Below are 18159 nucleotides of genomic sequence, written 5' to 3'. Positions count from 1 at the left end.
AAGGCCGGGTCGGCGTGGCGGTCACCCGATCCCCGCGTCGGCGCCACAGGCGCCCGAGGAGGACCCGTGACGACCGTGATGCCCGAGCGCCCGACGACCCCCGACACCGGCGAGATCGTGCTCGCCGTACCCGCCGGCCCCCGCGCCGCCGCGGTCCTGAGCTGCCGTCTCCACGGCGTCATCGCGGGCGCCGGCCCCGGGGCGTCGCTGACCCTCGTGGTCGAGGCGGGCGACCGGGCCGCCGACCCGGACGTCGCCCGCGTGCTCACCTGCGCCCGCGAGAGCGCCGAGAGCAAGGGCCTCGTCCTCGTCGTGCGGTAGCCACACGTGCTTTCCTGGACGCATGGCGTTCGTCCGGGGTCACGCGCGGGAGTCGGGGTGGGTGGTCAGCCACTACCGACGGCCCCAGCGCGCCGGGGACGACCAGCTCCCGCTGCCCGGGCAGCGGGAGCCCGCCGAGGCTCAGGTCTGTGAGACCACCGAGTCCTCCGACCCGGACCCCGACGACGACCCGGACTCCAGCGTGCGCGCCATCCCGCGCCGCACCGCGTCGACGAGGTAGGGGCGCAGGCGCTCGGGCTCGACGATCCGGTGCACCGAGCCCATCTCCTGGGCGCGGGCCACCGAGTGCTTGGTGTCGAACTCGTCGGCCACCTCGCCGAGCTTCTCCGAGCGCACGACCGGGCGGATCGCGTTCAGCTCCGTGCGCAGCTCGGCGACGTCCTCGCCGCGCTCCAGCCGCTCGCTGATCCGGGCCTCGAGCTCGGCGACGCGCGGGTCGGCGGCGACGCGCTTGGCCACGTCGCCCGCGAAGACCACCGCGGCCGCCGGGGCACCGCCGATCACCGAGGCGTACGAGCCCTCGACCGCGGCGATCTCCATCTGGTCGTTGAGCGTCCCGGAGAACACGACGAAGGCGCCGCCGTGGTAGCGCGAGACCACGCAGAACACGATCGGGCCGTCGAAGTTGACCACCGCCCGGCCGATCTCCGCGCCGTACTCCAGCTGCAGGCCGCGCAGTGACTCCGGCGAGCCGTCGAAGCCCGAGAGGTTGGCCAGCACGACCACCGGACGGTTGCCGCTGGCGGCGTTGATCGCCCGCGCCGTCTTCTTCGACGAGCGGGGGAACAGCGTGCCCGCCGTCCACTGGCCCGGCCCGTCGACCGGCGGCGGACCCCGGCGGGGGAGCGGCTTGGACTCGATGCCGATGAGCTCCACCGGGTTGCCGCCGAGGTGGGCGTCGAGCACGACGACGGACTCCGCGGCGTGCATGTCGGCCCAGCGCTCGAGCGTGGCGTGGTCGGTGTCCGCGACGCCCTTCATCAGCGAGCGGATGTCGAACGGCTTCTTGCGCTCGGCGTTGCTCGCGGGGTCGAAGATCTCGCCGAGCGTCGCGAACCCGTCGCCGTGGTGGGACGCGCTGCGGACGTCGCGGTCGACCGGGTCCCGGCTCGGCGCCGTGCGCGGGAAGCGCTCGCCGGGCACGACGTAGGTGTGCGCGTAGTGCCGCAGCAGCACCTCCACCGCGCCGGAGAGGTCCGGCGCCCAGTACTGGGCCTGCCCGTTCGGCCCCATGATGCGGTCGTAGCCGCCGATGCCGTAGTTGTCCTCGGCCGAGACGCCGCCGGAGTAGTCCAGCGACTGCTTGCCGGTGAGCACCATCGCGGAGTCCGGCGTCATGACCAGGATGCCGCGGGTGTGCATGAGCATCGTCGCCTCGGCGTTCCAGTACGGCTGGGCGCCGACGTTGATGCCCGTGACGACGACGTTGATCTCGCCGCCGTCCTGGGTGAACGTGATGATCGCCCGGAGCACCCGGGAGATCCAGTCCATGTTCTCGGTGCCGGAGTCCATCGCGATCTTGGCGCCGGCCGAGACGGCGTACCACTCGACGGGCACGCCGTGCTCGCGGGCGAGGTCGATCGCGGCGAGGACGCGCCGGCACTCCGGCTCGGCGATGGCCCCGAGCGCGCGTGTCGGGTCGCCGAGCAGCAGCACGCGGGTCAGGCCCTCGGGCTGGCGCCGCGTCGGTGTGGTGACCATGCCGAGCACGATGTTGGCGGTGTTCGCCCCGTAGGGACGGTCGACCGGCACCGGGCGCAGGGTCTCGGGATCGATGTCGTACTCGGTGAACGTGCCGGGCGGTCCGTCGAGGTCGGGGTTGCGCGTGACCAGCGGGACGAGCTCGTAGGGGTAGAGCGCGCCGCGCCGCTCGGCCTTGATCACCTTCTGCGTGTAGGCGTCGAGCTCGCCCATCGGGTGCGACGGCGGCTCGGTCACCCGCAGCGTCAGGCCGGCGCCCGGCGGGCGGGTCATCCGCAGCACGTAGTCGTGCGTCGGCGCCGACGGGTCCTCCGGGGCGCCGTCGCGGGACCGGAACCGCACCATGACCTGCTCGATCCCGAGCGCGTCGGTGCGCGGGGCGAGCGTGCGCACGATGCCGTCGAGCTCGGTGAGGGGCACCTCGACGACGGGCCAGACGTAGAGCAGGACGCGGTTCCAGCGCAGGCCGGCGAGGTCGGAGTCGGCGGCGCGGACCGAGCGCAGGCTGTCGAGCGCCGCGTCGAGCACGGCCTCCACCTGCGGCAGCGCCCGCACGTTCCCGTCGTCGTCGCGCAGCACCGTCAGGTCGCGGACGTCGCCGGTGACGATCAGCCGCCGGTCCTCGGGCACGTTGCGGCCCTGCGCGTGGAACAGGTGGACGTCGGTGGCCGACGGCAGGCGCGTGAGCGTGAAGTCGCGCAGCCGCCACAGCCCGAGCCGCTCGGCGACCATGGGGTGCAGGCCGCGCAGGGTCCGGTCCTCGACGGGCGTGAGCTGGCTGCCGGGACCGGCGCCCTCGGCGGTGTCGGGGCGGAACGTGAACCAGCTCGTCGCGCCGTCGCCCTGGCCGTCGGTGCCCCGGACCCCGACCGTCACCCGGGCGACCGACGCGGGAACCGTCGCGATCTTGTCCTGGATCCGGGCGGCGCGGTCGTCGGGACCGTCGCTGGCCTCCGGCCCCCGCGGGGAGGCGACGTAGAGGTCGATGAGCACCCGGTCGCCGGCCGGCAGGGCCTCGACGAGCTGGTGCAGGTCGGTCGACACCGTCGCCGGGGCGGTGGCGCCCTCGGGCTCGTCGACGGTCGCGACGGTGGCGACGACGACGTAGGAGTGCCCCTCGTGGGTGTAGCGGGCCGTCAGCACCGGGCGGCCGCCGTGCTCGACGACGCGGACGTCGCCGACGTCGCGGATCAGCCCGTAGTACCGCCGGGTCATCACCTCGAGCATCACGGCGTGGTGGCGCTCGGCGAACACCCCGAGGATCGGCTCCCCGGAGGCGACGATGTCGTCGATCTGGGTGGCGCGCTCGTCGGGGTCGTCGGACAGCGCGTCGAGCTCGCTGCGCACCCGGGCCTGGACGCGGGCACGCTCGGACTCGATCAGCGGGGCGTCGAAGCAGCGGAACCGCACCTGGCGGGCGAGGTCGCCGATCTGCGGGTGCCGCACCTGGGTGGCGGCCACCAGGTGGTCGAGCACCGTGCGGTAGGCCTCGCCCTCGCGGGCCGCCGACTCGGGGTGCCGCAGCCGGGCCCCGAGCAGCGCCGCGACCACCGGCTGGAGGGCGCCGGCGCGGCGGTGCGCCAGGAACATGCGGTACAGCGCCGGGCCGAGCAGCTCCGGGGCGCTGTCGAGGTCGGTGACGCCGTAGTGCGCGAGGGCGCGCCGCAGCTTGAGGCGGAACGACTCGGGCAGCACCTCGGCGTCCGGGTCGCGGGAGCGCAGGTAGGCGTACAGGTACTCCTGCGGGTTGCGGGTGGACTCCTCGTCGACGGCGGTGTCGTCGACCTCGCCGCCGCCCTCGAGGCGACGGTTGCGCGAGAGGGCCGAGAGGTCGGCGACGGTGCGCAGGATGTCGATCTCGTCGTGCAGCACGTCGGGGTCGTCCGCGGGGAGCTCGTCGCGGGCGCGGTCGAGGGCGGCGAGCAGCGGGCGGGCCTCGCGCTCGTCGACGTCGTACCCGAGGACGAGGGCGTGGAGGGCGTCCAGCGCGTCGTGGGCCCGCGTGCGGGCGTCGGCCCGGTCGGCGTCGGCGACGGGCGGGGCGAGCGCGGCGAGGCTCACGCGGTCCGCGCCGGAGCCGCCGCCGGTGTCGTCGGCGTCGGGCTCGAGCCGGACGAGCCGGGTGCCGCCCTCGACCTGGGTGTTGGCGTCGACGATGACCTCGGCGACCCGGCCGGAGACCGGCGCCCGCAGCGCGGTCTCGAGCTTCATGCTCTCGACGACGGCGACGGTGTCGCCCTCGGCGACCGTGTCGCCGGGGGAGACGGGGATCGACACCACCATGGCCGGGGCGGGCGCGCGCACGAGCCCGGCCTCGCCGCCGGCGATGCGGTGGACGGCGCCGTCGACCTCGACGAGGTAGTCCGAGCCCTGGGTGACCGAGAGGACGCCGAAGGTCCGGCCGCCGACGGTGAGGCGGCGCTCGAAGCGCCCGGAGCGCTCGACGACCACGTCGACCCCCTCGGGGCCGTCGCCGTCGAGCACCACGCGGTAGTGCGACGGGCGTGTGCGGGCCACTCGCAGCCGGTAGGACTCACCGACGACGCGCACGTCGACCTGGTGCCACACCTCGTGGCCGACCTCGGGGCGCCCGCGCTCGGCGGAGAGGAACAGCCGGCCCTGCTGGCGGAACTCGTGGGCGCCGTGCGCCTCGACCGCGGCGGCCAACAGCGCGATGTCGACGCGGCGCGGCGGCGTGTAGCCCTCGGCCATCATCCTGTCGAGCCACGTGGTGTCCGCGGTGCCCTGCGTGACCTCCGGGCGCGAGAGCAGGTCGAGCAGGAACGCCTTGTTGGTGGTGCCGCCCTCGACGACCACGGCGGTCTGGCGGATCGCGCGCGCCAGCCGGGCCCGGGCCTCGTCGCGGGTGCGTCCCCACGAGATGACCTTCGCGATCATGGAGTCGTACTGCGGCGGGATGACGTCGCCGGTGGCCACGCCCGTGTCGACGCGGATGCCGGGCCCCGCAGGCAGCACGAGGTGGCGGATGGCGCCGGGCGCCGGGGCGAAGCCGTGCTCGGGGTCCTCGGCGGTGAGGCGGGCCTCGATGGCGTGGCCCGAGGCGGGCGGGTTGATCGGGTCCGCCATGACCTCGTCGCCGAGCACGTCGCCGAGCGCCCCGCCCATGGCCACGTGCAGCTGGAGCTTGACGACGTCGACGCCGGTGACGGCCTCGGTGACGGGGTGCTCGACCTGGAGCCGGGTGTTGACCTCCATGAACGACAGGACGTCCTGCGCGGGGTCGTAGAGGAACTCCACGGTGCCCGCGTTGACGTAGCCCGCGGCGCGCGCGAGGTCGGCGGCGCTGCGGCGCAGCAGCCGGTCCTGCTCGGCGTCGAGCGCGGTGGAGGAGGACTCCTCGAGGACCTTCTGGTTGCGCCGCTGCACGCTGCAGTCGCGGACCCCGAGCGTGACGACGCCGCCGTGCGCGTCGGCGACGACCTGCACCTCGACGTGGCGCCCGCCGCTCACCGCGCCCTCGAGGAAGACGGTGCCGTCCCCGGCGGTGCGCTCGCCCTCGGCGGAGGCGCGCGCGAAGGAGTCCTCGAGGTCCTCGGCGCGGGCCACGTACCGGATGCCGCGGCCCCCGCCGCCGGCGGTGGCCTTGACCATGAGCGGGAAGCCGATCTTCTCGGCGGCCTCCTTCGCGGCCTCGGCGTCGGGGACGGGCCCGCCGCTCCAGGGCGCCATCGGGACGCCCACGCTCTCGGCGATCCGCTTGGACTCGATCTTGTCCCCGAGCCGCTGCATCGTCTCGGAGCCCGGGCCCACGAACGTGATCCCGAGGCGCTCGCAGAGGGCGGCGAACTCGGCGCGCTCCGAGACGAAGCCCCAGCCGGGCCACACGGCGTCGGCCCGGCGGGCGACCAGCACGCGCTCGAGCTCGGCGAGGTCGAGGTAGGGCACGGGGCCCATGTCGTCGGGGTCGTCGGGGCCGATGAGCACGGCCTCGTCGGCCTCGCGCACCGCCATCGCGTGGCGATCCACGGCCGTGTGGACGGCGATCGTCCGGATCGGGGGCAGGTCGCCGTCGTGCTCGGCGTTCCACTCCCGGACCGCGTTGATCAATCGCATCGCGGGCTCGCCACGATTGACGATCGCGAGGCGTTGGAACGGACGAGGTGGCGCGCTCACGGTCCGGACCCTAACCGCGACCGGGGGTGCTGTGCGGCCCTCGCGACGGCCTCTAGGCCGGCAGGCGGAAACTCATCAGGCCCGGGACGTGGCCGACGTACACCGCGACGGCCGACCGCCCTGCGTCCGTCCGGGCGTTGTCGGCCTGGCGGCGCAGGAGATCGGTCACCGAGGTACCTCCGTCACGGCCCGCCTCGTGCGCGCCCCGAGCTCTCGTGACGGCGCCCGTCGCGGCGCCCGGCCCGGTGTCCGTCCCGCGGCGGGCGACCTCGGCGAAGATCGGGGTGTCCATCGCGGGCGACGCTAGTGGCGCACCGGGTCGAGCGGTCCCGGCTCGCCCACGATCGGGCGGGTGCGTTCACCCGGGGGAGTCGTCCTGCACATCTCATCCCCGGGGGGTGGGGACGCACGCGGCGCGACTGTCTACGAAGACGGCATGTGCCTGTTCATCATCCTGCTGCTCATCGGGCCGCGAGCGGTCATCCTCGTGTGGGCATTGGTCTCGCCGCTGCAGTGGAGTGCCGTCTTCGGCTCCTTCCTGGTGCCGGTCCTCGGCTTCCTCTTCCTGCCCTGGACGACGCTGACCTACTTCCTCGTGGCCTCCGGCGGTGTCGTCGGCCTCGACTTCCTGTTCCTGGCGCTGGCGCTGGCCGTCGACCTCTCGAGCTACGCCGGCGGCGGCGCCTACCGGCGACGCCGGGCCATGGCGTGAGGGCGTGGGCGGGAATGCGCCGACGTCATCCCGGTGGGGTGATGCCAGGGCCCCGGTGACCGCGCCACGCTCCGGGGGACCCCATCGTCACGGCCGGCCCGGAGGACGTCCCATGGTCCAGCAGCGTTCCGGAGCCGCGGGCGGTTCCGCGGGAGCCGGGGGAGGGGGAGTCCGGCTCGGCGCCGGCGCGATCGCCTCGCTCGTCGGGGTGGTCCTGCTCGCCATCTTCATGATCCAGAACACCGACCGCATCACGCTGACGTTCCTGTTCTGGAGCTTCACCTGGCCGCTGTGGCTGTTCACGGTGGTGACGGCGCTCGTCGGGGCGCTGATCTGGTTCGGGCTCGGTGTGATGCGCCGTCACCGGCGCCGCACCGACCGCCGGGCCGAGCGGCGGGACTGAGGTGAGCGGGCACCGGTACGAGCTGAGGGTCGCGGGACGACTCTCGGAGCGGGCGCGTGACGCGTTCCCCGACACGACCATCGACGTCGTGCCCGCCGAGACCGTCATCTCCACCGACGAGGTCGACGAGTCCGGGCTGCACGGGCTCCTCGCGCTGTGCCGCTCCCTCGGGCTCGAGGTGACGTCGTTCCACCGCGTGGTGCCGTAGGACCCCTCAGTCGTCCTCGGGCGTCCGGCTCGCGCGGGCCGTCGCGTTGCCGAAGTTGGACACGAGACGGGCGACGAGGGTGACCAGGAAGACCTGGCCGAGCAGGGCCTCGAGCACGGCGACGGCCCGTCCGGCGTCGCGGGCGGCGGTGAAGTCGCCGTACCCGAGCGTGGTGAGGGTCGTGAAGCTGAAGTACTGCACCGTGGCGGTGTCGGGGGCCTGGCCGTTCGCGAAGAACGGCGCCGCCCCGAGCCGCGACATCCCCGTGTAGATCTCGGCGAACATCAGCCCGATGAGCAGGTAGGCGCTCAGCGCCCCCGCGATCGTCTGGAGCGTCACGACGCGGTGCCGCAGGATGTGCCGGACGACGAGCACCACGGTGGCGCCGAGGATCAGGGCGAGCCACAGCGCGGCCGCCCCGCGGAACCCGTCCCCGGGGTTCGAGAGCAGCACGGCCAGCGCCCCTACCGAGCCGAGCGTCGCCCCGACCCGCAGCCCCCACACCAGGGGCCGGCCCAGCCGCGCCGCCCGGATGGCCAGGACCAGGGCGCCGAGGTAGAGCAGCACCGTCAGGAGGCTCACCCAGGTGTCGGTCGCCAGCGCGCCCACCAGGTACCCGGCCACGAGCAGGGCGAGGACGAGCCCGTAGTGGCCCCCGCCGGCCGCAGCCGGCTCCTGGACGTCCCCGGTCACCCGATCCCCCCACGCACGAGGGGCACCCTCTCACCCGGTGGCCAGGTCGACGACGCCGACGACCACGAGGTACACCCCGACGAGGACGAACACCGTGACGATCAGGTGCTTCTTGTGGGTCTGGACCCAGGCGGTGAGGCGCGCCGCGCTGTCGCGGGTGGTCTCCGGGTGCCAGGTCCAGGACGCCAGGGCGGCCAGCGGCACCGCGTACCAGAGCAGGTTGTAGACACCGACCTGGAGCAGGCCGCTGACGAGGCCGGGCCGGTCGGCCACGATCGCGGCGAGCGCCCCGAGGTAGAACACGCCCGGCAGGTGGGTGGCCACCCCGGCCACCGCGGCGTTCGTGACGGTCGGCTGGGCGAGGCGTCTCCGCAACGCGCCCGGCGGGCGGGCCGGCCGCTGCGCCGCCGGGCGGTCGGGCGGATCCCGGAACGCGTAGTACAGCGCCATCCCCACCGACGCCGCCCCGAGCACGAGGTAGGCGAGGGCGCGGCCCGTGCTGGTCACCGACGGCGGCGGGGGGCTGACGTGGACGATCGTCACCGCGGCGACGCCGACCGTCAGGCTCAGCGCGAGGCCCGCGAGGATGTAGGCCAGCAGCAGGGGCGTCGGGGACCGGGCCGCGAGGAACGCGTACACCGCGGCCACGGACGTCGGGCGGACCACGCTCGCGAGGCCCAGGACGAGGACGTCGGCGCTCACGGGGCGGACCCTCGCACCACCCGCGCCCCACGGCATCACCCCGGGAGGGTGGCGCGCCGACCCGCCCGGGCCACCGACAGGAATCGTCCGGGCACCCTCCGGAATCGTCGCGGTGTCCCGCGCGCATTTCTGCGCCGAACCGTGGCACCCGAGGATCCGGGAAAACCTGTTCAATGATGTACGACATTCCGGTTTTCCCGGCTCACCCCGGGAGAATGATACTCTCGCCCCGAGGATGAGAGGCGTTCCGAGGCCGGGGGTGGCAATGCCCGCCGCGGACCATGGTGACGCCCACGACGACGTGAAGTACGCCGTTCCCGTCGCGTTGCACGTCGTCGACCGCCCTCGTCTGTACGACCTCCTCGACATCGCCGGGGAATCACCCGTCACGCTCCTGTCCGCCTCCGCGGGGTGGGGCAAGACGGTGCTCGTCGGCTCCTGGCTCACCGCGCGGGCGGTGGAGCGTCCCGCCTGGCTGACGGTCGGCCCCGGGGACGACACCCCCGACACGTTCTGGCGGGCCGTCGCGACGTCCCTGGCGGCGGTCGTGGGCGCGCCGGCGGACGCCCTCCTGCGCCGCGTCGCCGACGACCGGGGGTCGGGCCCGGACCCGGCCGACCGTGTGGCCGACGCCGTGCGCCACGTCGTCGGGCCGGCCGTCCTCGTGCTCGACGACGTCCACCGGGTCACCTCGCCCCGGGTGTGGGCCGGGCTGCAACGACTGGTCACGGCACCGCCCGGGGGGCTGCGCCTGGTGGTGCTCACCCGCCGCGACCCGCCCTGGCCGCTGCACCGGCTGCGGCTCGCCGGACTGCTCGCCGAGGTGCGCGCCGCCGACCTCGCGTTCGTGCCGCCCGAGGCCCGGGAGCTGTTCGCCCTCGTCGGCGTGGAGCTCACGCCCGACCAGCTCGACCTCCTGGTGGCCCGGACCGACGGCTGGGCGGCCGGTCTGCGGCTGGCCGCGTTGCCGCTCCGGGCCCCCGGCGCGGACGTCGCGGGCTTCCTCGCGTCCTTCTCCGGTGACGACCGCACGGTGACGGCCTACCTGCAGAGCGAGGTCCTCGCACCGCAGCCGGAGCGCGTGCTGCGGTTCCTCGAGAAGATCTGCGTCCTCGACCTGGTCTGCGCCGAGCTGGCCGACGCGGTGACCGGCGACCAGGACGGCGCCGCGATGCTGGCCGAGCTGTCGTCGTCGAACCTGTTCCTGCAGTCCGTGGGGGAGGGCGGACGGTGGTTCCGCCTCCCGGGGTTCGTGTCCGACGTCCTGCGCAGCCGGATGGTCGAGCCGCGAGCGCGTCGTGACCTGCACCGACGGGCCGCGGAGTGGTACCGGCGCCGGTCGCTGCCCGATGCGGCCATCCGGCTCGCACTCGCCGGTGGCCTGCTGCCGCTGGCCGCCGAGCTCGTCGGCGTCCACGTCATCGGGCTCGTGCTGCGGGGCCGGGGGCGCGAGCTCGACACGCTGCTCTCCGCGGTGCCCCGCGACGGGTTGCTCACCCACCCCGAGCTCGCCGTGGGGCTGGCGGCCGCCCGGATGGTGCACGGACACGACGAGGAGCTCGCGGACCTGATCGCCGCGGGCGAGGCACGGCTCGGTGCGCTCCCGGCCCTCCGCGCGCGCCGGGTCCGCCTGGTGCTGGACCTGATCGCCCTCGCCGATGCGCGTCTGCGCGGTGACCTGGACGGACTCGCGGCGGCGTGCCGGCGCATCCCCCTCGACCCCGCCGAGCTCGCGGAGCTGGGTCTGGCCGGCTGGGACCTCGTCCGCGTCCTGACCCTCAGCAACCAGGGCACGGCGGAGCTGTGGCTGGGCGAGCTCGCCGCCGCCGAGGTCCACCTGCGGACCGCGATGGACGCGGAGCCCGCGGCGGGCGTCCTGCTCCCTCGGCTGAACGCCCAGGCCCAGCTGGCCCTGCTGGAGTGCGAACGCGGGCACCTGACGGCGGCACGGACCGAGGCCCGCGAGGTCGTGGCCCGCGCCACCGCGACCGGCTCGACGTCGACCGCGCAGATGGTGTCGGCCTACCTCGCCCTGGCGTGGGCCCACATCGACAGCGGGGAGCTCCCGGAGGCGGACCCGTGGCTGCGGAGCGCCGACGAGGTCGAGGCCGCGGCGCCCGAGCCGCACGTGCAGCTCACCGCGGCCGTCCTGCGGGCGCGGCGGCGGGCCGAGGCCGACCCGGAGGCCGCGCTGCTCGCGCTGCAGACCCGGACCCGGGCGCTCGCCGCCTCCGTCGCGCCGGCGCGACTCCGCGACCGCAGCCTGCTCGCCCAGGCCGAGCTCGCGGAACAGCTCCACGACCCGGTGCGGGGGAGGGCCGCGCTGGCGGGACTGCACGTGCCCACCTCCCCGGAGGCCGTCACCGCCACCGTCGGCATCCTCCTGCTCGAGGGCGATCCCGACGGCGCCGAGCAGCACCTCGCGGCGCTCGACGGCGAGCCGTCGAGCGTGCGTATCCAGGTCACCACCGACCTGCTGTGGGCCCTCACGGCGGTGGCCCGCGGCGACGACGAGCCGGCTCTGCGTGCCCTCGACCGTGCGCTGCGCGCCGCCGCACCCCACCGCCTGCGCCGGCCCTTCACGCTCCGCGCCGACGGTCTGCGCCGGCTGCTGAGCCGGCGGATCGAGCGCGGCACGGGCGCCGCCGCCTTCGCCGTCGAACTGATGACACGCCTGAGCCATCAGCTCGACCCGGGGCGGGAGCCCGCAGCCCCGCCCCCTGCCGCGCTCACCCCGCGGGAAACCGTCATCCTGCGTTACCTCTCGAGCACGCTCGGCAACTCGGAAATCGCGGCGGAATTGAGTGTCTCCATCAATACGGTGAAGACGCACCAGCAGACGGTCTACCGAAAGCTCGGTGTCGGCGGCCGGCGCGAGGCCGTACGCCGCGCGAGGGAGCTCCGGCTCCTCTGATCCACCCCTGATCGACCGGTCATTCCCGATCTCATTTCATGCTCCGAGAATGAGCCCGTCTCACCCTGCGCACCGGACTCTGACAGACGTCTCTTCCACCCCCGGGAGAGAGCTCGCGGAACGGGTGTGGAGGTCGGCATGGTCTCCGACGCCGGTCGGGGCGTCCCCGCGGCGAAGGTCGGTCCACCGGCGCTGCCGACCGGGTTCGTCCCCCGGGACCACCTGAGCGCCCTGGTGGAGGCGGCGGCCGCGGCGGCGCCGGTGACCACGCTGCGCGCCCACGCCGGCGCCGGCAAGACGCTGCTCCTCGCCGACTGGGCCCGGACGTCCCCCGTCGCGACGGCGTGGGTGTCCCTCGACCCGACCGACGACCGGCCGGGGCGCCTCCCCGCCGCGGTGGCCCACGCCGTCGCCGCCTGCGTGCCCGCTCTCGCCGGCGCCCTGGTCGATCCCTCACCGGACGGCCCCGTCGACCCGCTGACCACCGGGCATCTGCTCGGCGTGCTCGACACGCTCCCGGTCGAGGTCCGGCTCGTCCTCGACGACGTCCAGGTGCTCACCGACCCGGCGGTGCTCGACGAGCTCGAGACGATGATCCGCTACCGGCCGGCCCACCTCCGCCTGGTCCTGTCCGGGCGGACTCCGCCGCCGGTCTCCCTGGCCCGCCTGCGGCTGGTGGGCGGCGTCGTCGACCTGCCCGGCGAGCGGTTGCACCTCTCCGTCCCGGAGGCGGCGTCGCTCCTGTCGCGGGGCGGGGCGCGGATGTCGTCGAGCCAGGTGGAGAGGGCGCACGTCCTGACCGGCGGGTGGGCCGCCGGGCTCGGCCTCGTCGCGGCCGCCGCCCGACGGTCCGTCGAGGTGACCGGCCTCCTCGCCGCGTTCCCGCGGGGCGAGCGCGCCACCGCGGCCTACCTGCGTGACGAGGTCCTGGCCGGGCTCCCCGACGACGACCGGACGTTCCTCGAGGACCTCAGCGTGGCGACGGGCGTCGCGCCGTCGCTCGCCGCCGAGCTCAGCGGCCGCGACGACGCCCTCCCGACCCTCGAGCGGCTCGAGCGCGAGACCTCGCTCGTCACCGTCGACCCCCGGGACGGCCACCACGCGATGCCGACGCTGCTGCGTGCGTGGCTCCACGGCGAGCTCGACCGGCGGCCGGCCCACCGGGCCCGGCTCCATGTCCGGGCGGCCGAGTGGTCCGCGGCGAACGATCTCCCCGTGGAGGCCCTCGAGCACGCCCGGGCGGCCGGCGACGATGCGCTCCTGGCCCGGCTGGTCCGCGGCTGGGCCGTCCCGCTCGTCCTCACCGGCGACCGCGAGCCGCTGCGCCGTGCCTGCGCGGCGCTGACGCCTGCCGCCGTGGACGCCGACCCGGGGCTGCGCCTCGTGCTGCCGGCCCTGGACGGCGGCGTGGGGGAGGCGACCGCGGTGGCACTGCGCGGCTCCCCGACGGAGGACGCGGCCGAGCTCCGTGCGCTCCGCGCCGTCGCCGACCTCGCGGCGGCCACCTCCGAGCCCGCGGACCCGTCGGGAGCGCGGACACCCGGCGACGAGCGGGCACGACGCGCCCGTGCCGCCGCGCAGGGGGCGCTGGCCGAGGCGCTCGACGGCGCGACCCGGCTCTTCGTCCTCCGGGACGACCGCGGGGCGGTCGCCACGCTGGTGGCGGCGTCGGCGCGGGCCGCCGAGCTCGGGCACCACCGTCTCGCCCAGCAGTGCGCCGCTCTGCTCGCGACAGCGGCCGTCCTGGACGGCGACGCGTCCGGGATGGTCCGGCACGGCAGGAGGGCGATCGCGGCGACGCCGGCGACCACCGCCGCCCTCGCGGCGAGCGACCCGTGCGGACGGGACGGCTCGGTCTGGTCGGTCTCCGCCCTGTCCTCGCTGGCCTACGGCTCGCTCCTGCGCGGACGGCCGGACGAGGCCCGCCACCACGCGGCCGATCTCCTCGCCCGGGCCGGCGACGGCCTGCACCCGGCCGAGACGCTGCTCATGCACGTCGTCCACGGCGCCGCCGACGTGGACGAGGGACGGTTCGCCCTCGGCCTCGAGGAGATGCAGGGGGCGCGTACGGCGTTCGCGGACCGGGAGCTGGCGGACCCGCAGGCCGCCATGGCGGCGATCCTCGAGCACGAGACCGCGGTCGTGCTGGAGCGCCCCGCGCACGCCCGGGCCGTGCGGCGTTGGCTCGCCGCGCGCCTCGGCCCCACCGGCGAGGTGGCCCTCATGGCCGCCCGCGAGGTCGTCGCGGAACGGGGAACCGTGTCCTCGGATCGTGGGCTCCGTCCGGTGCTCGACGGTGCCGTGCCGACCCTGCTCCCCGAGGCGGCCGTCGAGGCGCTGCTCCTCGCCGCCGGTGAGGCGGAGCTGGCGCAGGACCGTGCCCGCGCCCGTCGCCTCCTGATCGACGCCCTCGACCGTGCCGCTCCGCTCGAGCTGGTGCGCCCGTTCACGCACGCCTCCGGGACGGTGCGGGGGCTCCTGGCGCACCAGGTCGGGAGCTTCGGCGCCGCCGACGGGTTCGCCCGCAGGGCGCTGGCCGCCGGTGTGCGGGGCCGGTCGGCCGGCGCGTCCACCCTCAGCGACCGGGAGTGGACGATCCTGCGGCTGCTGCCCTCGTTGTCGACCACCACCGAGATCGCCGAGGACCTGCGCGTCTCACCGAACACGATCAAGACCCAGGTCGGGGCGATCTACAGCAAGCTCGGGGTGAACGACCGGCGCGCCGCCGTCGTCGCGGCCTACGACGCCGGCCTGCTCTCCGAGATCGAGGGTCCGGGCCGGACCGACCTCCTCCGGTCCGGGTGATGCTGCGCGGCACGCATCCCGTGGATCGTTCCCGGTACCACGCACACAGCGGGCCCCACGGCCTCCGGGAGGACCACGATGACCGACGAACCCAGCGAGATGGGCCCGATCGACTTCCTGGTGATGGAGTTCGACGGCGACCGGCTGACCGGCGAGAGCCTGCCGCTGCTGGTCGACCTGGTCGACCGCGGGATCATCCGCATCCTCGACCTCGTCTTCGTCCGCAAGACCGGCGGCGTCGTCAGCACCCTGACGATCGCCGAGATCGACGCGGAGGAGGGCCTCGACCTCACGGTGTTCGAGGGCGCGTGGTCGGGGCTGGTCGACCAGGACGACATCGACGAGGCCGGCCAGGTCCTCGCGGACGGGCGGGTCGCCGTCCTCGTGGTCTACGAGAACTCGTGGGCCGCACCGCTGGTCGGTGCCCTGCGCCGCAGCGGGGCCGAGGTCGTCGCGGGTGGTCGCATCACGGTCGACGCGCTCGTCGGTGCCCTGGACGCGACCGAGTACGTCGCCTGACCGCCACCACCCCACCAGCGAAAGGACCCTCACCATGCCCGGTCTTCTCCGCGGCCTCGCCCGCACCGCGATGGTCGCGGGCACCGCGACCGCCGTCTCCAACCGCGTCTCGCGACGCCAGGCGGGTCGGTGGGCGGCGCAGGACTACCCGCAGCAGCAGTACCCCCCGCAGGAGTACCAGCAGCAGTACGCCCCGCAGGAGTACCAGCAGCCGCCGCAGGCCCCGCCGCCGGCCGGTGGCGGCTACGACCAGGTGCTCGCGCAGCTCAAGGACCTCGGCGACCTCAAGGCCCAGGGTGTGCTCAGCGAGGCGGAGTTCGAGACCCAGAAGCGCCGCATCCTGGGCGGGTGACCGCCCGCCCTCTAGCCTCGTCCCAGGCGGACGAGGGGAGCGGGCGGCGTGATCCCTCGGGGCAAGACGACCGTGCCGGGCGTACCCCCCGACGTCGTGGCGCGCCCGGAGCTCTTCGCGGGCTTCGACGCAGCGGGGGCGCCGGGCGTCGGGCTCGTGAGCGCGCCCGCCGGATACGGGAAGACCCTCGCGCTCGCCGGGTGGGCCGCCGGCCACGCCCCGACCGCCTGGGTGTCGCTGGACCGTCACGACGATGCCCACCTGCTCTGGTCGGCGATCCTGGCGGCGCTGGTCCGGGACGCGGGGGCCGGCGCCGAGGTGCGCGAGCTCGCTCCGCCGCGGGGAGCGGACGACCGGGACTTCCTCGCCCGGTTCTGCGCTGCGCTCGACGTCCCGGATCCGCCGATCACCCTCGTCCTCGACGACGTCCACGAGGTCGGTGACGCGGCGGCGATGGGCGAGCTGCGGTCGCTCGTCCTGTACCGGCCCCGAGGTCTGCGGCTCCTGCTGTCGAGCCGATTCGACCCTCCGCTGTCGCTCCCGCGCCTGCGGCTCGAGGGCCGGCTGTGGGACCTGCGGGCGGATCGCCTCGCCTTCTCGCCCGCCGAGACCGCCGTCCTCACCGAGCGCGCCGGCCTGACCCTGTCCGCCGACGAGACCCGGCGCCTGCAGAGGCGGACGGGCGGGTGGGCCGCCGGCCTCCGGCTCGCGGTGCAGGCGATGCGGAACGCCGAGTCGCCGGAGGCCTTCCTGGCGGCGTTCTCGGGCGACGACCGCTCGGTCGCCGACTACCTGGTGGGCGAGGTGCTCGACACCCTCCCGGCGCCCACCCGCGAGTTCCTCACCGTCGCGAGCATCACCGACCCGCTGCCCGGGGCGCTGGCCGTGGAGCTCACGGGTCGCGAGGACGCGGTCGAGGTCCTCGAGCGGCTCGAGCGCGAGACGTCGCTCGTGGAGGAGCTCGCCGGGGACCAGCACGAGCACCGCATCCTGGAGCTGCTCCGGACCTACCTGGACGCCGAGCTCCACCGCCGCCGACCCGTCCTGGCCGCGGAGCTGCACGGCCGCGCCGCGCGGTGGTGGGCCGGCCGGGACGTCCCCGTCGCCGCCCTGGGGCACGCCGGCCGCGGGAGCGACCCCGCCCTGCTCGCCGAGCTGCTGGACCGCTTCGCGCTGCGCCTCGCCCTGACCGGGAACCACCCCCCGCTGCGCCGGGCCCTGGCGTCGACGCCGGGCGACGGCCCGCCGGGGGGCACGCCGACGAGCGCGGCCACCGCCCTGGGCGCCGCCCTCGTCCTCGACGCCGAGGACCTCCGGGCGCTGGGTGCGGCCGTCGCGGACGTGCTCACGGCGGGCTCCCCCGACGCCCCGGTCCTCGCCGTGCTGGACGCGCTCGGCCGGGGGCTCGGCGACCTCCTGACGGACGATCTCGACGGCGCCCGCGACGTGCTGGAGGAGGCACGGGCGATCGCCGACCGCCACGGCTTCGACTTCGCGGCCGTGCAGTGCCGGACGCTGCTCGCCTACGTCGCCGCGGTGCAGGGCGACCACGTCGCGGCGCGGACGCACAGCGGCGAGGCGCTGGGGGAGGACGCCGTGGCGCCGGCTCCCCGGCCACCGTGGGAACCGTCGGCGTGGGTGACCCTCGCCCACGTCCTGCACGCCTACGCCGCGCTCCAGCAGGCCGATCCGGAGACCGCCCGGTCGGCGACGGAGGCCGCGCTGAGCCGCCCGGACGAGACCGTGCCGCCGACGCTGCGGTTCGCCCTGCGGGTGCTGGGCGGGGCGGCGCGGGCGGACGCGGGCGAGCCCGCGGACGGGCTGGCGGAGATCCGGCGTGCGCGCACCGAGCTCGCCGGACACCCGCTCCCGGCGCGCCTGGAGGCGCTCGCCGCCCTGCTCGAGCACCGGGCGGCCCTGCGCCTCGGGCACCCGGCGGGCACCCTGGACGGGGCGAGCGGTCTCGCCGCGCGGGACGACACGTCGGCCGAGGTCGCCCTCCTCGCCGCCTGGACCGAGCTCGACCGTGACCGCACCGGCGCGGCCTCGGCCCGTGTCGCCGGGATCGTGGCGGGCACCCAGGTGCCGCTCCTGCCCCACGTCGTCGTCGAGGCGCAGCTGGTGCAGGCGACGGTCGACGCCCGGGCGGCGGACGTCGCCGCCGCCCGCCGCTGCCTCCGGACCGCGCTGGCCACCGCGGGACCACTCGACCTGCTCCGGCCCTTCGTCCAGGCGGGCGAGGAGGTGGGGGCGCTGCTGGCGGAGCACCAGGAGGGGGACGAGCCCTTCGCCGCGCGTGTCCGCGCCGCCCACCGCACTGCCGGCGAACCCCTCGCGAACGCGCGCCTGACCGACCGTGAGCTCGCCGTGCTCGAGCTCCTCCCGTCCCTGATGTCGTCGGACGACATCGCGGCGGCGCTGAGCGTGTCCCGCAGCACCGTCAAGACCCACGTGCAGACGATCTACACCAAGCTCGGGGTGCAGAGCCGGCGGTCGGCGGTGCAGACGGCCCAGGCCCGGGGCCTCCTCTGACCGCGTGCGGTCCCGCTCAGACATCCCATGGGCTGGGGGGTCAAGCGGCGGCGGCGTGCCGGTGGGCCCAGGCGGTGGTTTCGTCGTAGGGGGTTCGGGTCTTGAGGCAGCCGTGCAGGATGCCCACGAGGCGATTGCCGAG

General features: G+C 75.4%; 13 protein-coding genes. 9 read left to right on the top strand and 4 right to left on the bottom strand.

Translation table 11 applies throughout. The features are described from left to right. The first annotated feature begins 66 nt into the window (after positions 1–66). On the top strand, positions 67–321 hold the full coding sequence (locus PH191_RS28105; RefSeq protein WP_274197938.1) for a hypothetical protein: 255 nt from the start codon (positions 67–69) through the stop codon (positions 319–321). A 141-nt stretch (positions 322–462) separates the two neighbouring features. Here the strand turns inward: PH191_RS28105 and PH191_RS28100 are convergent, their stop codons facing one another. Both PH191_RS28100 and PH191_RS28095 read right to left on the bottom strand, forming a co-directional pair. Then, positions 463–6177, bottom strand: a complete 5715-nt coding sequence (locus PH191_RS28100; RefSeq protein WP_274197937.1) for an ATP-binding protein — start codon at positions 6175–6177, stop codon at positions 463–465. A gap of 52 nt (positions 6178–6229) precedes the next feature. Then, a complete protein-coding gene (locus PH191_RS28095) occupies positions 6230–6469 on the bottom strand; it encodes a hypothetical protein (protein ID WP_274197936.1) in 240 nt (79 codons plus the stop codon). 144 nt (positions 6470–6613) lie between these two features. Here PH191_RS28095 and PH191_RS28090 point away from each other — a divergent pair, with 144 nt between their 5' ends. The 3 genes from PH191_RS28090 (at position 6614) to PH191_RS28080 (ending at position 7500) form a co-directional block, all read left to right on the top strand. Continuing rightward, on the top strand, positions 6614–6889 hold the full coding sequence (locus tag PH191_RS28090; protein WP_274197935.1) for a hypothetical protein: 276 nt from the start codon (positions 6614–6616) through the stop codon (positions 6887–6889). Between the two features lie 112 nt (positions 6890–7001). Then, entirely contained in the window at positions 7002–7292 is a 291-nt protein-coding gene (locus tag PH191_RS28085) for a lipopolysaccharide assembly protein LapA domain-containing protein (RefSeq protein ID WP_274197934.1), read from the top strand. A gap of 1 nt (position 7293) precedes the next feature. Then, a complete protein-coding gene (locus PH191_RS28080; RefSeq protein ID WP_274197933.1) occupies positions 7294–7500 on the top strand; it encodes a hypothetical protein in 207 nt (68 codons plus the stop codon). A 6-nt stretch (positions 7501–7506) separates the two neighbouring features. Here the strand turns inward: PH191_RS28080 and PH191_RS28075 are convergent, their stop codons facing one another. Together PH191_RS28075 and PH191_RS28070 are read right to left on the bottom strand one after the other, a co-directional pair. After that, entirely contained in the window at positions 7507–8193 is a 687-nt protein-coding gene (locus tag PH191_RS28075) for a potassium channel family protein (protein ID WP_274197932.1), read from the bottom strand. A gap of 30 nt (positions 8194–8223) precedes the next feature. Next, a complete protein-coding gene (locus tag PH191_RS28070) occupies positions 8224–8895 on the bottom strand; it encodes a GAP family protein (protein WP_274197931.1) in 672 nt (223 codons plus the stop codon). A 265-nt stretch (positions 8896–9160) separates the two neighbouring features. On the opposite strand from PH191_RS28070, the gene PH191_RS28065 reads away from it, so the two are divergent. The 5 genes from PH191_RS28065 (at position 9161) to PH191_RS28045 (ending at position 18017) form a co-directional block, all read left to right on the top strand. Beyond that, positions 9161–11809, top strand: a complete 2649-nt coding sequence (locus PH191_RS28065; RefSeq protein ID WP_274197930.1) for a helix-turn-helix transcriptional regulator — start codon at positions 9161–9163, stop codon at positions 11807–11809. Between the two features lie 138 nt (positions 11810–11947). Further along, positions 11948–14614 (top strand): helix-turn-helix transcriptional regulator, encoded by a 2667-nt coding sequence (locus PH191_RS28060; protein ID WP_274197929.1) that lies wholly within the window; start codon positions 11948–11950, stop codon positions 14612–14614. A gap of 78 nt (positions 14615–14692) precedes the next feature. Continuing rightward, positions 14693–15133: a DUF6325 family protein gene (locus tag PH191_RS28055; RefSeq protein ID WP_274197928.1), complete on the top strand. Its 441-nt coding sequence runs from the start codon at positions 14693–14695 to the stop codon at positions 15131–15133. 34 nt (positions 15134–15167) lie between these two features. Then, complete coding sequence (locus PH191_RS28050) at positions 15168–15485, top strand: SHOCT domain-containing protein (RefSeq protein WP_274197927.1); 318 nt, start codon at positions 15168–15170, stop codon at positions 15483–15485. Positions 15486–15533: 48 nt separating this feature from the next. After that, on the top strand, positions 15534–18017 hold the full coding sequence (locus PH191_RS28045) for a winged helix-turn-helix domain-containing protein (RefSeq protein ID WP_274197926.1): 2484 nt from the start codon (positions 15534–15536) through the stop codon (positions 18015–18017). Positions 18018–18159 lie beyond the last annotated feature (142 nt).

Origin of the sequence: Actinomycetospora callitridis, assembly GCF_028737265.1 — a bacterium.
Classification (GTDB): Bacteria; Actinomycetota; Actinomycetes; order Mycobacteriales; family Pseudonocardiaceae; genus Actinomycetospora; species Actinomycetospora callitridis.
This window is presented reverse-complemented; position numbering and strand designations above follow the sequence as displayed.